This is a genomic window from Flavobacterium magnesitis (genome assembly GCF_041729735.1).
Lineage (GTDB): Bacteria > Bacteroidota > Bacteroidia > Flavobacteriales > Flavobacteriaceae > Flavobacterium > Flavobacterium magnesitis.
In genome coordinates, this window is sequence record NZ_JBCFQK010000011.1 from 90,402 (window position 1) to 110,041 (window position 19,640).

The 19,640-nt window shown below is 32.3% G+C and carries 18 protein-coding genes and 1 pseudogene; 2 read left to right on the forward strand and 17 right to left on the reverse strand.

The window, feature by feature from the left end:
• Window positions 1–160: 160 nt before the first annotated feature.
• On the forward strand, window positions 161–919 hold the full coding sequence (gene yaaA, locus AAGV33_RS09145; RefSeq protein ID WP_373391671.1) for a peroxide stress protein YaaA: 759 nt from the start codon (window positions 161–163) through the stop codon (window positions 917–919).
• Here the strand turns inward: yaaA and AAGV33_RS09150 are convergent.
• The gene (locus AAGV33_RS09150; protein WP_373391672.1) at window positions 909–1,589 is read right to left on the reverse strand and encodes a 2'-5' RNA ligase family protein; all 681 of its coding nucleotides are present in this window, start codon (window positions 1,587–1,589) and stop codon (window positions 909–911) included. The genes yaaA and AAGV33_RS09150 overlap by 11 nt on opposite strands.
• Before the next feature lie 180 nt (window positions 1,590–1,769).
• On the opposite strand from AAGV33_RS09150, the gene AAGV33_RS09155 reads away from it, so the two are divergent.
• The gene (locus AAGV33_RS09155) at window positions 1,770–2,324 is read left to right on the forward strand and encodes a DUF4494 domain-containing protein (protein ID WP_373391673.1); all 555 of its coding nucleotides are present in this window, start codon (window positions 1,770–1,772) and stop codon (window positions 2,322–2,324) included.
• Window positions 2,325–2,415: 91 nt separating this feature from the next.
• Here the strand turns inward: AAGV33_RS09155 and AAGV33_RS09160 are convergent, their stop codons facing one another.
• The 16 genes and pseudogenes from AAGV33_RS09160 to AAGV33_RS09235 form a co-directional block, all read right to left on the reverse strand.
• Window positions 2,416–2,574 (reverse strand): hypothetical protein, encoded by a 159-nt coding sequence (locus AAGV33_RS09160; RefSeq protein WP_373391674.1) that lies wholly within the window; start codon window positions 2,572–2,574, stop codon window positions 2,416–2,418.
• A 5-nt stretch (window positions 2,575–2,579) separates the two neighbouring features.
• Window positions 2,580–3,025 (reverse strand): annotated as a pseudogene (locus AAGV33_RS09165) (DUF6934 family protein).
• A 174-nt stretch (window positions 3,026–3,199) separates the two neighbouring features.
• Entirely contained in the window at window positions 3,200–4,195 is a 996-nt protein-coding gene (locus AAGV33_RS09170) for a bile acid:sodium symporter family protein (RefSeq protein ID WP_373391675.1), read from the reverse strand.
• Window positions 4,196–4,346: 151 nt separating this feature from the next.
• On the reverse strand, window positions 4,347–5,015 hold the full coding sequence (hxpB, locus tag AAGV33_RS09175) for a hexitol phosphatase HxpB (RefSeq protein ID WP_373391676.1): 669 nt from the start codon (window positions 5,013–5,015) through the stop codon (window positions 4,347–4,349).
• 56 nt (window positions 5,016–5,071) lie between these two features.
• Entirely contained in the window at window positions 5,072–6,700 is a 1,629-nt protein-coding gene (locus AAGV33_RS09180; RefSeq protein WP_373391677.1) for an acyl-CoA carboxylase subunit beta, read from the reverse strand.
• A 370-nt stretch (window positions 6,701–7,070) separates the two neighbouring features.
• On the reverse strand, window positions 7,071–8,069 hold the full coding sequence (gene lpxD, locus AAGV33_RS09185; protein ID WP_373391678.1) for a UDP-3-O-(3-hydroxymyristoyl)glucosamine N-acyltransferase: 999 nt from the start codon (window positions 8,067–8,069) through the stop codon (window positions 7,071–7,073).
• Window positions 8,070–8,305: 236 nt separating this feature from the next.
• Window positions 8,306–8,821: a hypothetical protein gene (locus AAGV33_RS09190; protein ID WP_373391679.1), complete on the reverse strand. Its 516-nt coding sequence runs from the start codon at window positions 8,819–8,821 to the stop codon at window positions 8,306–8,308.
• A 707-nt stretch (window positions 8,822–9,528) separates the two neighbouring features.
• Entirely contained in the window at window positions 9,529–10,011 is a 483-nt protein-coding gene (locus AAGV33_RS09195; protein WP_373391680.1) for a hypothetical protein, read from the reverse strand.
• 154 nt (window positions 10,012–10,165) lie between these two features.
• Window positions 10,166–10,474, reverse strand: a complete 309-nt coding sequence (locus AAGV33_RS09200; RefSeq protein WP_373391681.1) for a hypothetical protein — start codon at window positions 10,472–10,474, stop codon at window positions 10,166–10,168.
• 77 nt (window positions 10,475–10,551) lie between these two features.
• Entirely contained in the window at window positions 10,552–12,366 is a 1,815-nt protein-coding gene (locus AAGV33_RS09205) for a BamA/TamA family outer membrane protein (protein WP_373391682.1), read from the reverse strand.
• A gap of 161 nt (window positions 12,367–12,527) precedes the next feature.
• Window positions 12,528–13,058, reverse strand: a complete 531-nt coding sequence (locus tag AAGV33_RS09210) for a mechanosensitive ion channel domain-containing protein (protein WP_373391683.1) — start codon at window positions 13,056–13,058, stop codon at window positions 12,528–12,530.
• Window positions 13,059–13,069: 11 nt separating this feature from the next.
• Entirely contained in the window at window positions 13,070–13,654 is a 585-nt protein-coding gene (locus tag AAGV33_RS09215; RefSeq protein WP_373391684.1) for a Maf-like protein, read from the reverse strand.
• Entirely contained in the window at window positions 13,641–14,534 is an 894-nt protein-coding gene (locus tag AAGV33_RS09220) for a geranylgeranylglycerol-phosphate geranylgeranyltransferase (RefSeq protein ID WP_373391705.1), read from the reverse strand. The genes AAGV33_RS09215 and AAGV33_RS09220 overlap by 14 nt, the downstream gene beginning before the upstream one ends.
• A gap of 149 nt (window positions 14,535–14,683) precedes the next feature.
• Complete coding sequence (locus tag AAGV33_RS09225; RefSeq protein WP_373391685.1) at window positions 14,684–15,211, reverse strand: KdsC family phosphatase; 528 nt, start codon at window positions 15,209–15,211, stop codon at window positions 14,684–14,686.
• Complete coding sequence (locus AAGV33_RS09230; RefSeq protein ID WP_373391686.1) at window positions 15,195–15,968, reverse strand: Rossmann-like and DUF2520 domain-containing protein; 774 nt, start codon at window positions 15,966–15,968, stop codon at window positions 15,195–15,197. Before AAGV33_RS09230 ends, AAGV33_RS09225 begins: the two co-directional genes overlap by 17 nt.
• 164 nt (window positions 15,969–16,132) lie before the next feature.
• A complete protein-coding gene (locus AAGV33_RS09235) occupies window positions 16,133–19,393 on the reverse strand; it encodes a cytochrome c biogenesis protein CcsA (RefSeq protein ID WP_373391687.1) in 3,261 nt (1,086 codons plus the stop codon).
• Window positions 19,394–19,640: the final 247 nt, after the last annotated feature.

The following is a 19,640-nucleotide window of genomic DNA, read 5'->3' on the forward strand; positions in this document are numbered from 1 at the left end:
CAAGTAACGATTTTAGTTTTAAGTACTTTTAAATTAGTTTGTTATCCTTTTAGGAATAATTTTTTTATAGAATTCAGTTAAAAGAATTTAATTCTGACGGATTAATTTGTTATCAATTAGTATTTTTGAATTGGATAAGAAAAAATGCTAAAAGTACTTTATGAAAATAGTAATATCACCTGCAAAATCATTGAATTTCGAGAAAGAACTGCCTACAAATCAGTTTACTCAACCTTTATTTTTAAAAGAATCCAGACAAATTAGTAAGGTGTTGAAACAGCAATCGCCGAAAGACTTATCTAATTTAATGTCTATTTCAGACAAATTAGCTGATTTAAACTGGCAACGCAATAAAGATTGGAAAACACCTTTTACAGCCGAAAATGCTCGTCCTGCTATTTATACTTTTGATGGCGATGTTTATACGGGTTTAGATGCTTATACCATTCCAGTTGAAAAATTAGATGTTCTTCAGGACAAATTAAGAATTCTGTCGGGTTTGTACGGAATTTTACATCCGTTAGATTTGATGCAAGCGTACCGACTGGAAATGGGAACGAAATTGCCTATTGAAGACAAAAAAAATCTATATGAATTTTGGAAAACAACTCTAACAAATTCGTTGAATAAAGAATTAAAAAAAGACGAATTGTTTATCAATTTAGCCAGTAATGAATATTTCTCCGCCATTGATACCAAAGCCTTAAAAGTTCCTGTAATTACTCCGGATTTTAAGGATTATAAAGATGGAAAACTTAAGATAATTAGTTTTTTTGCTAAAAAAGCCAGAGGAATGATGGTGCGTTATATTATTGATACTAATGTTGAAACCATTGATGATTTGAAAGGATTTAATTATGAAGGATATCAATTTGATGCCAATTTATCTAAGGGAAATCATTTGGTTTTTACACGATAAATGGATTTATAATTTGTGTTTTTTCCTTTTTCTGATACCAATCATTATAAACTAATTCGATTTCTTTTACTTCAAATTTTCCAAAATCAGTCTTGCGGTATTTTTCTAATAAGGAAATCAATTTTTCAGTATTATTGATCGCTTTTTTAAAACGACAAACACTAATGTGAGCGGTAAATAATGTATAACGGCTATCAATACTTTGTTCAAGTGAACTGTTTTGAAATGCTTTTCGAAGCAAATCCCGAAATAAATTCAAACTATCATTTGTTGGAAAACCCTGAATCATAATAGTCGAATTAGAGGTTGTAATTCCTTTGAAGTTTATTTCTAAATCTTGTATAGCAGTTAGGTTTTCCTGAATAATGGCAATGTATGCTTCGGGATTAATTTGGTTTAAACCAAAACCGTCATAACAGGAAATAATAGATAAAACGGTAATGTGCATATCCGAATTAGGATAATAATATTGCGTAGGATTTTCTTTTTTAAGTTCGTTTAAGAACGACTGAATCTTGTTTTTAATCGATTCTGGCGGACGAATGAGTAAAGTAATCCCAAAACGATTGTCATTTTCAGCATCTATTTTAGTGTCTATCACATAATTATTGTCCAAAATAGCTTTTGACGATTCGGTAAATAATTGGTTATAATGAGCCGCTAAATCCATAGAAAGTGATTGTGAAACACAAAACTAAGCATTTTTCTAGCTTCTAATTTCAATAAAAAGCTAAATACTTCGCTTTGAAATAAATAGCTTTTTTAATTCAAAATTGTGAATATCTATTTTGATAATTTGCGGTTTCTTTTGCTCTAAAATCTATCTTTGGCATCCTTAAAAAAAGAAATTATGAGCGCAATTTGGTACGAATGCAAAGTAAAATATAGAAAAACAGACGAAACAGGAAATCAAAAAATTACGACTGAACCGTATTTGATTGATGCTATTTCTTTTACAGAAGCCGAAAGTAGAATAAACGAAGAAATGAAGGCTTACATTAGTGAAGAATTCAAAATTACCAATATCAAAGTGGCTAATTATGCTGAGATTCATCCTTTTGAAAATGCCGATCGTTGGTTTAAATCTAAAATTTCTTTACTGGCTTATGACGAAGAAAGCGGTAAAGAACGCAAGACCAATATGTATTTTTTAATTCAGGCAAATGATGTGAAAGAAGCTTATGATAACACTGTTTTCACAATGAAAAGCACCATGGGTGATTATTCTATTCCCGCTATTTCTGAATCGCCAATTGTAGATGTTTTTCCTTATTTCAGTGGAGATGAAGACGAATTAGAGCAATTAGAAAAGTTCAATGCACTTAAGGCTTCAAAACCAGAAATTGTAGCAGAAGCAGAAGACCACATGGAATTTGCTGTTGAGGAAGAAGAAACGGTTTCTTAATCATTTAGATTTTCGAATAAAAATAAAATTCGCAAATTACATTTCCAAATGGATGTTGTAATTTGCGAATTTTTGGTTAAATTAATTTGTTTTAAAAAAAAAAATATTTTTTTGGCAACTTTACTTTATCTAACATTTTATTAGCCAATTCAAGTTTTTCAGGAAATAGTATTTTTCCTTTAAACTCTTCCAGTTTTTTATTTATTTTCACAACTGGTATTTTTGCTTTATTTAAATCTTCCACTTTCATGTGTTTTAATTTTTTCGTGTTATTAAGAAACCTAAATAATCTTCTCCAACAATAAATGGCTCAAAAGTTTCATCGTTTTTTAATCCGTAAACATAAAAGTCATTCTTTAATTCTTCTAAATTATTCGTAATTCCCATTCTGTATAATCTTGTTCTGGCTTCGCTACTTCCAGTTGCAAAGATATAAGCTTCTGGGTATTTTCCAGTAAATGCATAAACAGTAGAAACAACTGTTGCTAAAACTTTAGTAGCATCCCATTATTTGTTATTACACCGTCATTTATTTCTCTTGTTATAATATCTAAATCTCCAAAAGCTAAATTATAATAGCCTTTAATATTCATTTCGGTGTATTGGACTAATTTGACGATTTTACCTTTTATACCAATACTTTCAAATTCAAAGATGTTTAATTCAGCTTCTGTGGAATATTCGTACCTCGGATATTTCATTGTAGATATTAATTTCTACACAAATTTAATGAAATTTTTACGACTTTCAGTTTTTGTGGATCTAAATTAGGAAGTAGTTCTTTGTAAATGAGTGTTTAATAAAAAAAAAAAATCGCAAATTACATTTCCAGATGGATGTTGTAATTTGCGAATTTTTTAGTTTTATGATATGGATTATTTTTCTCCCACATAAGACACTTCATTTTCTTCTTTTCGATTACTGATTTTGGTGGCAATAAAACTAATAATGAAAATCTGAAAAGCGTGAAAAAGCATAATTGGAAGTAAGATAATACCCATGGTACTTGGGTTTGGGAATAATATTTTAGCAAAAACAGTTCCATGGACTAATGATTTTTTGGTACCACAAAACTGAGCTGTAATTTTATCTTCGATGCTAAATCCAAGTTGGTTGCTAATATAACCACTAAGAAAATAAACCACATAAAATAATCCGAAAACTGCAACTGCAATTACCGTAAAATCGAAAGGATCTATTCCGCTAAAAACATTTTCTTCAAACGAACTAGCAAAACTTTTATAGATAATTAAAAGGATAATGGATTTGTCAAACAAGGTCAAATAACTATTGTATTTTTGAGCTACATTTCCCCAATAACGATGCAAAAGTAAACCTACAATAACTGGAACTACAACTTCAACAATGAGTTTACTGTAAATTTCGCCCAAATCATAACTAGTGCCAGTATTATTTAAAAAAAGTCCTAACCAAAGCGGTGTAACAATAATTCCAATCAAGCCCGAAATACTGGCGTTAAAAATCGCTGCGGGAATGTTTCCTTTTGCCATAGAAACCATTACTACCGATGAAGAGACAGTGGAAGGAAGAGCTGCTAAAAACAAAAAAGCTAACCAAATATTTTTATCATATTCGGAATGGATTAAAGGGTAAAAACATAAAATAATGATTGGAAAAACTAAGAAAGTACAGGCTTGTACTAAAAGATGTAATCTCCAGTTTTTTAATCCTGTTTTTATTTTTTCAGGACTTAGTTTAAGACCATAAAAAAAGAAGATTAAAGAAACACCAACACTTGCAATTTTATCTAACGGTAGAGGACTAGACTTACCTCCAAATTGAGGAAAAAAATAAGCGGCAAGGACAACTGTAATTATAGAAAGAATGAATTTGTCTATTTTAAATTTCATTGTAAGATAATCTGATTTGTAGTTTTTCAAGTCTGCAAAGGTAAGAACTTATAAAAAGACAGAAAAACAGAAAACGATTTTACGATGTTTTTAACGATTGATGAAATTGTATAGTGGATATTAGAGTTAATCAATCTCAAATTTTAAAGTATCATTTACTACAAATTAAGCCGTATGAAGTTACTTTATTTATAGCTACATCATCAAATTGATTGATTGTAAAGTCTGCAATATCAAAGTTTATTAAGGGATTTCCATTGGTAAATGCAATTACCGTCATTCCTGCTTTTTTTGCGGCTATCATTCCAGAATGTGAATCTTCAATTACCAGACAATTTTTTGCAGCTACATTGAGTTTTGCCGCTGTATTTATATAAATAGCGGGATCAGGCTTTCCTTTTTCTTCAAATTCAGCTGAAGAAACGGCATCAAATAATCCCGTAACTTCTAATTTTTCTAAAACGGTTGGAATAATTTTATAAGGTGAATTGGTTGCGAGTCCAATTTTGTAATTATTACTTTTGAGTTTTTCGATAAACTCTTTTACGCCGTTAATTTTACAATCTTCAGTCGTTATTAGTTCCATGACTCTCGAAATTACCATTTGCTCTACGACGTCCAAATTTTTGTTTTGCCAGGGGGATTTGTTAAACCAAAATTCACTCACTTCAGTAGTTGTCATTGATTTTGTTACTTCCGAATCTTCGTCAGTTACATTTATACCTAATGAGGAAAATATTTCTTTTTCCGCTTGTTTCCACAACTTTTCAGAATCCACAAGTACTCCATCCATGTCAAATATTACGGCTTTTTGTGTCATGTCAATTGTTGTTTTTCAAATACGCATATTAGTATAGCGACATCGTATGTTAAACCTTAAACCTGAATCACTCCCAGATTAAATGCTTTTTCGATAGGAGCGTGGTTAGCGGCTTCAATACCCATAGAAATCCATTTTCGGGTGTCTAATGGATCGATTATGGCGTCTGTCCATAAGCGGGAAGCAGCATAATACGGAGAAGTTTGTTCGTCGTAACGTGCTTTTATTTTGGCAAACAATTCGGCTTCTTTGGCTTCGTCTATGATTTCTCCTTTGGCTTTCATCGAAGAAGCTTCTATTTGAGCCAATACTTTAGCAGCCTGAGTTCCCCCCATAACGGCTAATTCGGCACTTGGCCAGGCTACAATTAATCTAGGATCGTATGCTTTTCCACACATAGCATAGTTTCCTGCACCATAAGAATTTCCAACAATCACGGTAAATTTAGGAACAACCGAGTTGCTTACCGCATTCACCATTTTAGCTCCGTCTTTTATGATTCCGCCTTGTTCCGATTTTGAACCCACCATAAATCCAGTAACGTCTTGCAGGAAAACCAAAGGGATTTTTTTCTGGTTGCAGTTGGCTATAAAACGAGTGGCTTTGTCGGCACTATCAGAGTAAATTACACCACCAAACTGCATTTCGCCTTTTTTGGTTTTGATTACTTTTCGTTGGTTGGCAATAATTCCTACAGCCCAGCCGTCAATGCGGGCATATCCTGTAATAATAGTTTGTCCGTAGCCGTCTTTGTAAGCTTCAAATTCCGAATTATCCACCATTCGACTGATGATTTCCATCATATCGTATTGTTCAGTTCGGGCTTTTGGCAAAATGCCATAAATTTCTTTTTCGTCTAAGGTTGGTTTTTTAGCTTTAATTCGGTTGAATCCCGCTTTGTTATAATCCCCAATTTTATCAACGATATTTTTTATTTTGTCTAAGGCATCTTGGTCATTTTTCGCTTTATAATCGGTCACACCTGAAATTTCACAATGTGTGGTGGCTCCGCCCAAGGTTTCGTTATCAATACTTTCGCCAATGGCGGCTTTAACCAAATAACTTCCTGCAAGGAAAATACTCGCTGTTTTATCTACAATAATGGCTTCGTCACTCATAATAGGCAAATAGGCACCACCGGCAACACAGCTTCCCATAATAGCCGAAATTTGGGTAATTCCCATGCTGCTCATCATCGCATTATTCCTGAAAATACGCCCAAAATGTTCTTTATCAGGGAAAATTTCGTCCTGCAAAGGCAAATACACTCCGGCGCTATCCACTAAGTAAATAATAGAAATTTTGTTCTCCATTGCAATTTCCTGTGCACGCAGATTTTTCTTAGCGGTAATAGGAAACCAGGCACCTGCTTTTACAGTGGCATCATTGGCAACAACAATACATTGTTTTCCTTTGATATAACCTATTTTTACCACAACACCTCCCGAAGGACATCCGCCGTGTTCTTTGTACATTCCTTCTCCAACGAGTGCTCCAATTTCAATACTTTCAGCTTTGGCATCCAATAAATAATCAATGCGTTCGCGAGCGGTCATTTTGCCTTCGCTGTGCAATTTTTGAATGCGTTTTTCGCCTCCTCCTAATTTTATTTTAGCGAACTTTTGTCGTAAATCAGAAAGTAAAAGTCTATTGTGGTCTTCGTTTTTGTTGAAGTTTAAATCCATAGTATTTATAATTGCAAGAAAATTGATGGCTAAAATACAAAACCAATTGAAGTTTTTTTTGTTTTTTAACCAGATAAGTTTTTTTTTACCATTAAGCGATTAAGAAAATTAAGTATAAAACTTAATTTCTCAATGACTTTGGGTTTTTACCATATAAGTCAGGTAAGTTTTTTTGAATCTAACTGATAAAATTTAAGTTGATATAAGTTTTGCTTTTTATTATTGAGCTATTAAGAAAATTAAAACTTAGCGATTCTTAGTGGTTTCTTTGCGAAACTTTGCGTAATTGGACATAAATAAAAAAAGAACCGCAGATTCACAAAGTTTTAAATTTGCGAATCTGCGGTAAAAAAATAAAAATAAAAAAAAATTATTTCTTAGATTCGTTAACGAGTCTTTTTAGAATTGCCCATTGTTTTAGCGCATCACGAGCTTCAACAGCAGGATAACCTAACATGGTTTTTCCTGCAGGAATATCACAAGTAACCCCTGATCCAGCACCTACAATTGCACCATCACCTATAGTCGTATGATCTTTTATCGAAGCGCTTCCGCCAATGATTACACCGTTTCCTAAAGTAACAGAACCTGCTAAACCGCTATTTCCAGCCATAATACAAAATTGTCCTAGCTTACTGTTGTGTCCTATTTGAACTAAATTATCAATTTTACAACCGTTACCTAAAACTGTCGAACTGAATTTTCCTCTATCGATGCAGCTATTGGCACCAATTTCGACATTATGGCCAATGATTACATTTCCAATTTGTGGAATTTTTACCAATCCTTTTTCAGGACAAGGACGGAATCCAAAACCATCTGCTCCAATAGTGGCGTTAGGATGAATAATACATCCGTTACCAATATGGCAACGTTCTCTAACTACAGTTCCTGACCAAATTACCGTATTTTTCCCGATAGTACATTCGTCCAGAATAGTTGTGTTTGGATAAATCGTTGTGTTTTCTCCAATTTGAACCTTAGGACCAATGTAGCTTCCTGCGCCAATTTTTGTTCCCGCTCCAATAGTCGCTGTTTTATCGACTACTGCAGTAGGATGAATGTCTACGTGAAATAGAGGTAGAGGTGGTGCAAAAAGTTCCAGAATTTGAGACATGGCCAAATCGGCATTTTTTACTTTTATAAAGGCTCTGTTTTCTCCTGGTTCAATAGAAATGTCTTCGTTTACTACTGCAACACTTGCTTTTGATGCAGCCCAGAATTTCTCGTATTTTTTGTTTCCTATAAAAGAAATTTCAGTTTCTGAAGCCACTTCAAGTTGTTCAGGTGCTGTGATTTTCTGTATTGTAGTACCTAAAATAACGCCTTTAAGGACTTCGTTTATTTCTTCAAGGGAGTAAGATTTCATGCTTTTTTGATAAATTATATATATTTTCCAAATAAAGTGATTCTATAATGATAAACCTAATATTTTAATATTTTGTAAGGTGAAAAATCAAAGAATGCACTTTGTTATTAATCAATTTGTAAACTTTTTTCTGGCTTAGAAACCATTTTAAATAAAGTTTATATACTATAAATAAAACGAAGAAGCCGCCTCAAAATTATAGTATTGAGACAGCTTCTGTGTTATTTTAATAATAATTAACGGTTTCTGTATCCGTTTTTTTGTCCTCTGTGATCATCTCGACGATCATCTCTTCTGTTATCATGATCGCGTTTATCGTATTTTTTATAATTAGCAGCATAACGATGATTGTTAGAATGACGACGATCTTCTACATATCTTCTGTTGTGATGGCTGTTGTTGTAATATTTTACTTTGTGGTTATTGTAGTAAGAATATGGTCGGCTTCCATGATATCCTCTTAATTCAATACGTCTTGCATGATGCAAATCATAGCCTCTGTATCTAACTGGAAGGTATCTGGTACGACACCAGTTTCCGTTATCTAAATAAACATATAATGAACTGTTCACGTCATAATAAGTTTGGATTTCTGGTAGATAATAAAAATCTACGTTTACATGTTGTCTAGGTACCCATGCTGGTCTAACTACTACTGGTCTTCCTATGTTTACGTTTACTGAAACTTGTGCTTGCGAAGTGCTAGCGGCAAATAAAATAATTCCTGTTACGATTAATTTTAAAGTTCTCATGATTCCTATATTTTTAAAAAGTTATTTTGTTTTTTGAGTTTATTTGTGACTCTATATTTTCATTTTCAATTAGTATGCCAAATATTTTTTGTTAACTTTATTTTAACTTTTTTTAAAATGTAAATGAAATTAAATTCTGATTTTTAATTATTTTATACTTAGAAAATAAAAAATTTTGATTATCTAAGTATAAAATAATTTGTACTGATTTAAAGCTTTTAGTAAATCAAAAATTTGATCAATTTTTTTTCTAACTTTTTTTTAAAACAAACAGGGATTCAATTTTAAACCAGATGCAATTGATGTTCTGTTTTTTTCAAAATAATTTTAAACATACACAATAAACCATGTAATATTGAGTTACGCGCAGTTTTTAAGATTTTTTTTCTGTTATTGGAAAATAAAAAAAACAGAATTATTATATCTAATATTATTTAGATATCAAATAAATCAGTAGTATTTTTTTTTCGAAATTCATTCTGTTTTAGAATGACTCGAATTGATGAAAACTACAATTTTTAATTCGTCGTATAGTTTAAAATACGTTTTAATAATACAGAACCATTTTATTTTTTAAAATAGGATTTTCTTTTTTATTTGAATCAAGTGTGTTGAATATTATTTTGTTAACATTTTATTAACTTTTTAAAATAAACAAAAAAAGAAACGCAATTTGCGTTTCTTTAGTATGGAGAGCATTAAAAAAATTAATGTTTTTTATTTCCTTTTCCATTATTCGAGTTCTTGTTTCCCGAATTGTGTTTCTGTGCTTTTTTATCATTGTACTTATAGTCGCGCTTATCATTGTTTCTATAACCAATGGTTTTTTGTGGTTTTCCTTTGTATCCTTTATAGTATTTTGCTTTATGGCTTTTATAATGTACATAAGGAGTTCTTCCGTGATAATCATTTAAAACTACTTTGTAACCATTGTATAAATCATAATTTCGATATTGTCTTGGTAAGTATCTTGAACGAACCCATTTTCCATTGCCATAATAAATAAATTGAGAATTACGAATGTCATAATAGCTTTGAACATCGGGAATAAAATAATAATCAATGTTACTATATCCTGAAGGTCCCCAGGCTGGTGGCGTTCCTATGTTTACATTTACAGAAACTTGTGCTTGAGCTGTGCTTGTTGCAAATAATACAATTGCGGCTACGATTAATTTTAGAGTTTTCATAGTTTCTATTTTTTTAGAATTGTTTTAAATTTTTATTCTTATCAAGCGAAAGCCAATTATTGTGCCAAAAAAATAGTGCAATGTTTAATTTAGAGCTAAAAAAAAGCAGCTCAACTATTAAAATTGAACTGCTTTTAGCTTATGTGTTTGATTTTTAAAGTAATAAAATCAATAAAAGAACAATAATAATAATTGCACCTACGGACAAATAAATTCCCTGTCCTGATGATCTTAAATTCTTTTTAATAGTTTTTACTTCAGTTCGCAACTCTTTTTTTTCTGAAGAAGATAAGTCAGACTTATCCATTTTTTTAATTTCCTCTAATCGATTAAGCATTGTTTTAACTTCGGCAGGAATTTCTTTTGGATTTTCTTTCGCATTTTTGTCTGCTGCATAAGTACTTGTTGGAAGTACAGTCAATGTTAATACCATAAACATCAAATAAAAGCTTAGTTTTTTCATACTTAAAAATTTAAATTAAAAATGTGATTTGTTTTTATAAATGTAATTAATAATTATCATTTAGCAAGAACTCTTTTTTATTTAAAAGGAACAATTTTAGGTTCTTCTAATTCAAAATTTTGAAATCCAAAATCTGTAGTTTCAAAAGCATTGGTTTTAAAAACATTATCACCCGAGAAAGGGATTTTCGGATAATAAGCAAGAGAAAGTTGGAAAGAGCTAAAAACCAGATAATCATTACTGATGAGTAAACCAATTCCAATTTTAGAATAGGTTTTATTAGTATTCATAAAGTTATTTTTATTCCCTATAACTGCAATTGAATAATTAAGATATGGATTGAAACGAAAACCCCAAACTTCCCGTGGAGCATAGGATTGAGTTTGAAACGTTAGAACCATTTTTTGTGTACCATAAATAGGACTATTAAATCCCTGAATTCCGTAGGTTTCATTAATATTCAATAAATCGCCTAGACTGTTTTGTCTGTTAAACCCAAAAACGGCTTGAGGTTTAATAAATTGTCTGACTTTCCAACTTCCAATTTCTAAAAGATTGGTAAAATAATTGGCTTGAAAGTTAATAGTTGTTTGTTCATTTGTAGATTCTTTAAGGAAAGTACCTATTTCTAAATTAGTACTTAAAAATCCCCATTTATGATAATCTCCAAAAGAAATTTGTGCTCCTAAATAAGGTCGCCATTGGCTATTTTTATATTGATAGCCTCCAGTAATTCCATAAATTCTACCTACAGGAACGTCTTCAATTTGTCCATTTCTAAAAATGTAACGGTCTTCAATAAATTGACGTGTATTGATCCCTATTCCTGTTAGAATGACTTTCTCTGAAGTATAAAAACCAATAGAATCAAATGCTACCGAAGGACTAATTTTATAATTTTTATTAGTAAATCCTGCAGCTAAAATTAAATTAGTGGTTCGCTCGGTTATAGCATCCGATTTGATGATGGGAAAAGCTCTTCCAACCCAAACATCCTGTGTGCTAAATTTAAAGTTCTCAGAAATAAAATCAGTGTTGGTATCCTGAATACTGTCTTTTAAATAATTTTGTCTAATGTTCATTCCGCCAGCCCATTTGGTTAATGGAGAATAAAAAGGACGTTCTATGGCAATGCCTTTCGAAAAATAACCATCAAAATCAACATTGTATTTCAACTCTGTTCGTACAAATGAGTTTTTGATATTAGGAATCAGATAACTAATGTTATTTGCATTTTTTTTATCGTTTTTTCGATGGGAATAGTAATAATCCAGTTGGTGTCCTATTCCAAAAAAATTACGCTCTTTAAGCCCAATTCCTGTTCTGGAACCCGAAGCAGAAAATTTAGGAATGGAACTCCATGAATCTAAAACACGAACATACACATCTACAGAATCTGATTGTGGAGCAACTAATTTTTCAGTAATATACACTCTGTTGATAAAGTTTTGACTTCTCAACAAACGTTCTGATTCTCTAATTTCGAATAAATTGTAAGCTTTATTTTTCGAAAAAAGTAATACATTTTTTATGGCTATATTTTTAGATTTCAGGTGAGCCCAGTTTCCTGTTTTTTGAGTCCAGCGGTCTGGAACTTGAGTGCTGTCTATTTCAGAATAACCAAAAGGATCCAATGTTGTAATATGAATGCGTCTAATAATTTTGCCTTCTACATCCAGATGTATAGAAGGAGGTGTCTTTTTTTTGACGCTTTTAGACTTGGTAGGTTTGAATATTAAACGATGGAAAAATTTTGAAGTTTTATTTTGTCTCGGATTGTAAATACCAGGAAGTGAAACACTGTCTTTAGACGTGCTTTTATTTTGCGAAAACGAAAGTTGATAACAGAAGAGTAAAACAAGAAAACCTATTGTTTTATGACTAAATAGCATGGGAAATGGCTTTAAAACGAATACTCTTTTTATTATTCTTCTGAATTTTGTGCAAAAAAATCTTTTTCACATCGTTAAATTAATTTTAGTCGACTTTAATTTTCAAAAGTCTTTTTATAAAGTTACTATAAAGACATAAAACCACATCTCTCTTTTATAAATTAATCGGTAAATTCTTTTTCTTCATGATAAGTAGGAAGAATAGAAATTCCTTTTTGAAACAAGAGGTTGTTAGGATAAACGACTTCTTCTCCTTCAATTGTTTTTAAAACAATATGAAACGCTGCAATGTCTACTATTTCGCCAATAATTGGAAAATCTTTATCGTGTATTTTGATGCTGTCTCCAATTTTAAATGGAAACGAAAAAAACAAAATTACTCCAGCTGTAATATTACTTAAAATAGACCATTGCGCAAACATAGCAACACCTACCACGGTAGCCATTGAAGAAATGGCCCAGATGATATCTTTTTGTTGTACACCCCAAATTATAATTAACGCAATTATGGCTAAAATATTAATCAGTATATGAATGTATTTAGTAACCAGATTGGTTCGGTATTCAATTTTATGGGAAGTTTTAGCAAAACGACGTACTAATTTATTTGAAATAAGACGTAAAACACCAACAATTAAAAGGACACAGCCGCTAACAATTATTTCGTTTGCATAATCTTTAAAAAAAGCCATTTGTTGTGTTTTTAAGTTAAATTAATCAAATATTGGTATACTTTATCCACTGGAAGTCCAATTACATTGGCATAAGAACCTTCAATTTTTTTTACGCCAATAAACCCAATCCATTCCTGAATACCATATGCTCCAGCCTTATCAAAAGGTTTGTATTTTTCAATGTAATATTCAATTGCCTCATCAGTTAATTCGTTGAAAGTAACTTTGGTTATTTCGAATAATACTTCAGTTTTTGTGTTCGTTTTAAAACAAACCGAAGTAATTACCTCATGAGTAGCATTCGATAATGATTTTAAAATTTCGAAAGCATCTTGTTTGTCTTTTGGTTTTCCAACTGCTTTTTCGTTGTGCCAAACCAAGGTGTCGCTGGTAACCAGAATTTCGTTTTCATTTAATTCACCTTCAAAAGCGGCAGCTTTCAATTCGGCTAAGTAATTCGTGATGGCTTCTCGTTTTAATTCGGCTGGGAAAATTTCTTCAATTTCTTTTAATCGAATTTCAAAATCCAAATCCAAATCTTTGAAAAACTGTTGTCTTCGTGGCGAACCCGAAGCTAATATGATTTTATATTGTTTTAATTTATTTCGAAGCATGGTATTTTATGTTTAAAGTAATAATTAAAATGGATAGAATTCCAAAAAATAAGATCCATTTTAGGACTTTACTTAAAATAGTAAAGTCGGTTTTTGATGTTGCTGTCCAAATTTTAATGCAAAAATAAAGCAATGGTCCTAAAATAAATAGCAAACTGTAAATTGTTGCCGCAATTAAATGATTTGGAACTAAATAATTATTAACGTAATAAAGTAATGCTATTATGGGAACAAAACTTAAAATAAAAACCAGTTTTGTTGTTTTTTGGACTCCTAAAACAATGGCTAATGTTTTCATATCTTGTTGTTTATCGCCATTAAAATCTTCTAAATCTTTTACTATTTCACGAAGCAAATTAATCATAAAGGCAAAAATAGCGTAGTCTATAAGTATCGAAAATAATCGTGCCATCACTTCCTGATTGCTGCTATCAGTAGCTGGAAAAATATCGAAAACTCCAATAATAATAACACTTAAAGCTAGTAATAACGCCACTACAATGTTTCCAATTAGTACTATTTGTTTTAAGCTAGTAGCATAAATATATAATGTTGCTGCTATCAAAATAAATATTGCGGCAAAATTAGGTCGCATAATCACATTGGATAAATAAAACCCAATTGCTACTCCGCTAACATTCAAAATGGCATAGATATTATACGCTTTATTTTCTGAAATGCTTTGGCCTACAATTACTTTATTGGGCTTATTGTTTTTGTCGGTTTCCTGATCAAAAATATCGTTGATGACATATCCCGCTGCCGCTATTAAAACCGTACTTAAAACTAATAATCCGTATTGCCAATCGGTTAGTGCCAAATCAATTTTTTGTAATTTCAAAAAACCATATCTAAAAATGAGCTGCATAAAAGCCAGCATCAGTAGATTTTTGTATCGAATTAGGTTTAGCATTTTAAGTTGGAAGTTAGGAGTGGGGAGTTTGAAGTTATGGTTGTGAGTGAGAAGTTAAGAGTGGGAAGCTAGATTACACATAAAGAATAGAAACTTCCATCTTCCATCTTCCCACTTTAATCATATTTTGCATCAAAACTTTCCATCCATTTTCCTTGCACTTTCATTACTTGTTCAATTACATCACGAACGGCGCCTTTTCCACCATTTCTATGCGAAATGTATTTAGAAATGCCTTTAATTTCAGGACAAGCATCTTGCGGGCAAGTTGGCAATGCTACTAATTTCATTACATGATAATCTGGAATATCGTCGCCCATATATAAAACCTGTTCCTGTTTGATTTGGTGAAGATCAATGTATTCGTCAAAAGTTTCTACTTTGTCTGGAGTTCCTAAATGGATATCGATAATTCCCAGATTACGCAAACGCACGCGAACGCCTTCATTGCTTCCGCCCGAAATGATACATACATTGTAACCACTGTCTACAGCTGCTTTCATAGCATAACCATCACGAATATTCATGGTCCTCAACATTTCGCCATCATTGTTTACAAACACTGAGCCATCAGTAAGTACACCATCCACATCAAAAATAAATGTGGTAATATCATTCATTATTTCTTTATAACTTTTTGCCATTCTCTTGAATCGATTGTGTTAGAATTTTATATAGGTTTAATTGATTTTTATTGGTTAAAAAAGCTTCGTGTGCAGCAATAGTTTTTTTGTCATTTCGAATTGCTGGCCCAGTTTGCGCTTCTTCTGGCGAAAGCGTTTGTGCTTTTTGAACAGTTTCTTCCATTAAAGGCTTTAGAATGTCAAACGGAATTTGGTTTTCGGCGCAAATTTGATTTCCAATAGCAAAAAGATGATTGGTGAAATTATTGACAAAAACAGCTGCTACGTGCAAGGCTTTTCGTTGATCCGAATTGATAGCATATACTTTATCCGAAAGGATTTTAGCCACTCGATTCAAAACCTGATAATCGGTTGGATTTTCGGCTTCTAAGCAAATGGGAATCTGTTTGAAATCGACAGCAATTCCTTTGGTAAAAGTTTGTAAAGGATAAAAAACGCCCTTTCGATTATTATCATTCACAATCGTCAACGGCATACTTCCAGAAGTATGTGCTACCAAGCGATTTTTAAACGGAAGTTCTCCCGAAAGACTTTCGATAGCATCATCAGAAATAGCTATAAGATACAAATCGACTTCTAGTAAATCATCTAAATCGCTGATGATTTGTTCCGAATGGAGTAGGTGAGTAAGGCTTTCCTTTTTTCGAGAAAAAACCTGAATCAATTCTATTTCGCTTCCCGATTTTTCGAGGTTTTGGAATGTAGTAATCAGCTGTTGCGCTACATTTCCCGAGCCGATAACACTTACTTTAATCATGCGGTAAAATTAACAAAAAAATTAGCCACAGTTTACAATGATGTCAAGAAATTAATCTATGAAAATCAATGTATGCTGTGGCAAATGTAACGTTGTATAATGATGTTTATTATAGTTTGATAATCAAATGGATTGATTTAAATCCAGCTGAAAAACTACTGCAATCATTTTACTATTTTTTTCTTATAATGTTTTTTATATTTTGGATAGGTAATAGCTCCAATTAAAGCGATTCCTCCTAATGAATAATAAATCCAGTCTAATGAATGTGCTTCACCACTAGCATACGAATGCAACCCTACCAAGTGGAAATTAACTCCGTAATACGTAAACAAAATGGAAATAAAAGCAAACATACTCATGAGGTTGAAAATCCATTTTCCTCTTAAAGCGGGTACAAAACGAGCGTGAATAACAAAAGCGTAAACCATAATACTAATTAATGCCCAGGTTTCTTTTGGATCCCAACCCCAGTAACGTCCCCAACTTTCATTAGCCCATTGTCCACCAAGGAAGTTTCCAATAGTTAACATAATCAATCCGATGGTTAATGCCATTTCGTTGATGTAAGTGATTTCCTGAATGTTCAAATCCATTTTGGTTTTGTTCTTTTCGTTGGTAAAAAAGATTAACAACAACGATACAAAGCCAAGTATAAATCCTAATGCAAACGGCCCATAACTCGCTACAATTACCGCAACGTGAATCATTAACCAATAGGAATTCAACACCGGCTGCAGATTAGCAATTTCCGGATCAATCCAGTTCATGTAAGCCGCCATTAAAATCATTGCAGTTACAAAGGCTGATGAAGCAACGGTTAATTTTGATTTGATATCAAAAGCCAATCCAAAGAACATGGTTGCCCAGGAAACATAAACAATAGACTCATAAGCATTACTCCAAGGCGCGTGACCTGAAATGTACCAACGCGCAATTAATCCTGCGGTATGCAAAGCAAACAATAATCCAATGAAAATGTGCATGCCGTTAACCAAATAATTTAATGCTTTTCTTTCCTTAAATATTTTTAAGATGGTGAACAAAAGCATCAAAATTGCCGCTGATAAATACCAATACGGTAATTTTTGGAAAACATCATATTTGTTGTATAAAATCTCCATAGTGACTTTGTCTTCTGAAGGCAATACTTTTTCTCCAAATTTCTTTTGGAAACCATGTAAACTTTCTAGTAATTCATCTGAATTTTTATAATCTCCAGAGACTGCAGCATTGGTTAAAGAACCAAAATACAGGGGCAAAACACTTTTGGTATACGTAGAATCCATCCCTTTTAAGCCCGCTGTTGCCAGTTCGTTAATGGAAATCCATTTGTTATTGGCATCATTCGGAATTGGGAAAATTTTCAAAATATTTCCGCTCAATGCTGATTCCATTAAGTTAACCTTCTTGTCCGTTTCTACAAAGTCTTTTTCAAACTGATTTGGATTTGCAGCCTGATAAGCCGCTTCTAAATAAGGGGATAATTTGTAATTTCCTTGTCCGTCAAAAAAGGCAATAAAAGGCGCATATTTTGCTTTAGCATCAATACCAATAATTTTTCGGATACTGTCATTGCCACTTTTGATGTAAATCAAAGGAACTTCGATCCAGAATTGAGCATATTGTGACATGGACAAAAATACCTGATCTGAATTCATGCCTTTGTATTCGTTGGCATGACTTACTTTTCGCAACAATTCAGATGAAAAAGTATTAATCGGTTTCATTCTTCCGCCTGCATCCTGAATAATCAATCTTCCGAATTGAGCTGCGTGTTTTTCAGAAACCTTGTATTTTGTAATTAAGGAATCTATTTGTTTTTCTGTTGGAGCTACTCTTGCAGGCATTGTTCCTGCTTTTGCAGGTTCAGCACTGTGTGCGTGATTATGTCCAGCTTCCTGTTCTGTATGTTCATGATTGTGGTCGTGTCCTTCATGATCATGGTCGTGATCCTGCATTTGAGCAAAACCATTAAAACTTAAAAATAAAACTAAAACAGTAATTAATTTTTCTTTTTTGTTCTTTACTACTTCTAGTTTTCGTTTCACATCAGCAAAACGAGAATGCTTGGTAAACATGATAGCCATCATAGAAAAGAATAATAAAAAGTATCCCGCATAAGTAATATTTGTTCCCCAGAAATCGTGATTCACAGAAAGTACCGTTCCTTTTTCGTCTGGATCAAAAGAAGACTGGAAAAAACGATAGCCTTTGTGATCTAAAACATTATTCATGAAAATTCTAGCATCAAATGGTTTTTCTGCCGAATCCTGAACCGTTACTTTACTTTCAAAAGAAGAATAACTTTTTTCTGTACCTGGATATTTTTCAGCAATAAAATCGTTCAATTGAATTTTAAATGGTAAAATATAAGCTTTACTACCGTAGAATAAAGAATATTCTATGTTTCCAATTTTCACTGTTTTAGGCTCACCAACTTTTCCTTTAGAACCTAAAAGGGTGATTTCTTTTTGTTGTCCTTCGGCATTTACGGTTAAAACCAAAGCATCTTCGTGAGTTTTTGCTTTAAAGTCATTATTAGATTCATATTCAATAGTTCCTCTTACAGCAGGATCTGGAAAAACAATTCTGATATCGCCAATGCTGTATAACGAACGCATCATTAACGGCTGAACATTGTCTTTTGTAACCACTCCCTGAAACTTATCAGCCATACGCATAAAGTTCCCTTCAAATGGTGTTTCTATCGTATATTCTTTTCCGTTAAAGTTAATGTTGATAGCACCATCTGTAGGTTTGTTCAAAGCAAAAAGTACGTTGTGTATGTTTTGAACTTCTCCTTCTTTCAGGAAATGCTCGTGACGTCCGCCATCGCCAGCTTCAACAAGTTTCATATACAAAGTTCCGTTGGCATCTGGTTTTACATATTCTTTTGCACCCATAATGAAGTTTTTGTATTTTACTTCAAACGGAGTATCGGCAAACTGTCCAGAAACAGAAAAATTATTGTTGGTTACGGGCGAAAGCAATAAGGGTTTTTCAAAAACACGGCGTTTCATTTCGCCTTTGTACTCCCCATCTACAAAAACAGACAGGAATGTTTTGTCGGAATAAAATTGGTTTTCAGCAGCGCCTTCGCGAATGGGCATCACACCTTCATAACTAATATAGCGGGTAATAAAAGCACCTAAAAGAATTAAAATAAAAGCCAAATGCAGTAATAAGGTTGCCCATTTTTCTTTTTTCAATAATTGATAACGTTTGATATTTCCAATGAAATTAATCATAAAAAACACCATAATTCCCTCAAACCACCAAGTGTTGTAAACCCAAATTCGGGCAGTATCGGTATTGTATTTACTTTCGATGAAAGTTCCTGTTGCCATCGCTATTGCAAAAGCCAGAAAAAGAATAGCCATTAAGCGAGTAGAAAATAAAAAAGAGTATATTTTTTTATCCATTATTTAAGGGATTGTGTTTTGTAAAAGTGCCACAAAAGTACTTAAAAATGTTGAGTTCCAAAGCCGTGCAATTGTTAATTAAATCCAAAATTAAGAGCGTAAAAAGGAGTTTTTTACTGAATTAAATATGGTAAATTTTCATCGAAAACTGGATTAAAGTGGTTATTTGGTTTCTATTTAGATTTGAAATTCCAAATAGAAATTCAAATAATAATCATAATTTAAAATTATCAATTTTTTATATCGT

What these genes read in the sequence shown, in the direction of transcription:
- yaaA (WP_373391671.1), top strand. Translation starts at nt 161, where the DNA reads ATGAAAATAGTAATATCACCTGCAAAATCATTGAATTTCGAGAAAGAA.
- AAGV33_RS09150 (WP_373391672.1), bottom strand. Translation starts at nt 1,589, where the DNA reads ATGGATTTAGCGGCTCATTATAACCAATTATTTACCGAATCGTCAAAA.
- AAGV33_RS09155 (WP_373391673.1), top strand. Translation starts at nt 1,770, where the DNA reads ATGAGCGCAATTTGGTACGAATGCAAAGTAAAATATAGAAAAACAGAC.
- AAGV33_RS09160 (WP_373391674.1), bottom strand. Translation starts at nt 2,574, where the DNA reads ATGAAAGTGGAAGATTTAAATAAAGCAAAAATACCAGTTGTGAAAATA.
- AAGV33_RS09170 (WP_373391675.1), bottom strand. Translation starts at nt 4,195, where the DNA reads ATGAAATTTAAAATAGACAAATTCATTCTTTCTATAATTACAGTTGTC.
- hxpB (WP_373391676.1), bottom strand. Translation starts at nt 5,015, where the DNA reads ATGACACAAAAAGCCGTAATATTTGACATGGATGGAGTACTTGTGGAT.
- AAGV33_RS09180 (WP_373391677.1), bottom strand. Translation starts at nt 6,700, where the DNA reads ATGGATTTAAACTTCAACAAAAACGAAGACCACAATAGACTTTTACTT.
- lpxD (WP_373391678.1), bottom strand. Translation starts at nt 8,069, where the DNA reads ATGAAATCTTACTCCCTTGAAGAAATAAACGAAGTCCTTAAAGGCGTT.
- AAGV33_RS09190 (WP_373391679.1), bottom strand. Translation starts at nt 8,821, where the DNA reads ATGAGAACTTTAAAATTAATCGTAACAGGAATTATTTTATTTGCCGCT.
- AAGV33_RS09195 (WP_373391680.1), bottom strand. Translation starts at nt 10,011, where the DNA reads ATGAAAACTCTAAAATTAATCGTAGCCGCAATTGTATTATTTGCAACA.
- AAGV33_RS09200 (WP_373391681.1), bottom strand. Translation starts at nt 10,474, where the DNA reads ATGAAAAAACTAAGCTTTTATTTGATGTTTATGGTATTAACATTGACT.
- AAGV33_RS09205 (WP_373391682.1), bottom strand. Translation starts at nt 12,366, where the DNA reads ATGCTATTTAGTCATAAAACAATAGGTTTTCTTGTTTTACTCTTCTGT.
- AAGV33_RS09210 (WP_373391683.1), bottom strand. Translation starts at nt 13,058, where the DNA reads ATGGCTTTTTTTAAAGATTATGCAAACGAAATAATTGTTAGCGGCTGT.
- AAGV33_RS09215 (WP_373391684.1), bottom strand. Translation starts at nt 13,654, where the DNA reads ATGCTTCGAAATAAATTAAAACAATATAAAATCATATTAGCTTCGGGT.
- AAGV33_RS09220 (WP_373391705.1), bottom strand. Translation starts at nt 14,534, where the DNA reads ATGCTGGCTTTTATGCAGCTCATTTTTAGATATGGTTTTTTGAAATTA.
- AAGV33_RS09225 (WP_373391685.1), bottom strand. Translation starts at nt 15,211, where the DNA reads ATGGCAAAAAGTTATAAAGAAATAATGAATGATATTACCACATTTATT.
- AAGV33_RS09230 (WP_373391686.1), bottom strand. Translation starts at nt 15,968, where the DNA reads ATGATTAAAGTAAGTGTTATCGGCTCGGGAAATGTAGCGCAACAGCTG.
- AAGV33_RS09235 (WP_373391687.1), bottom strand. Translation starts at nt 19,393, where the DNA reads ATGGATAAAAAAATATACTCTTTTTTATTTTCTACTCGCTTAATGGCT.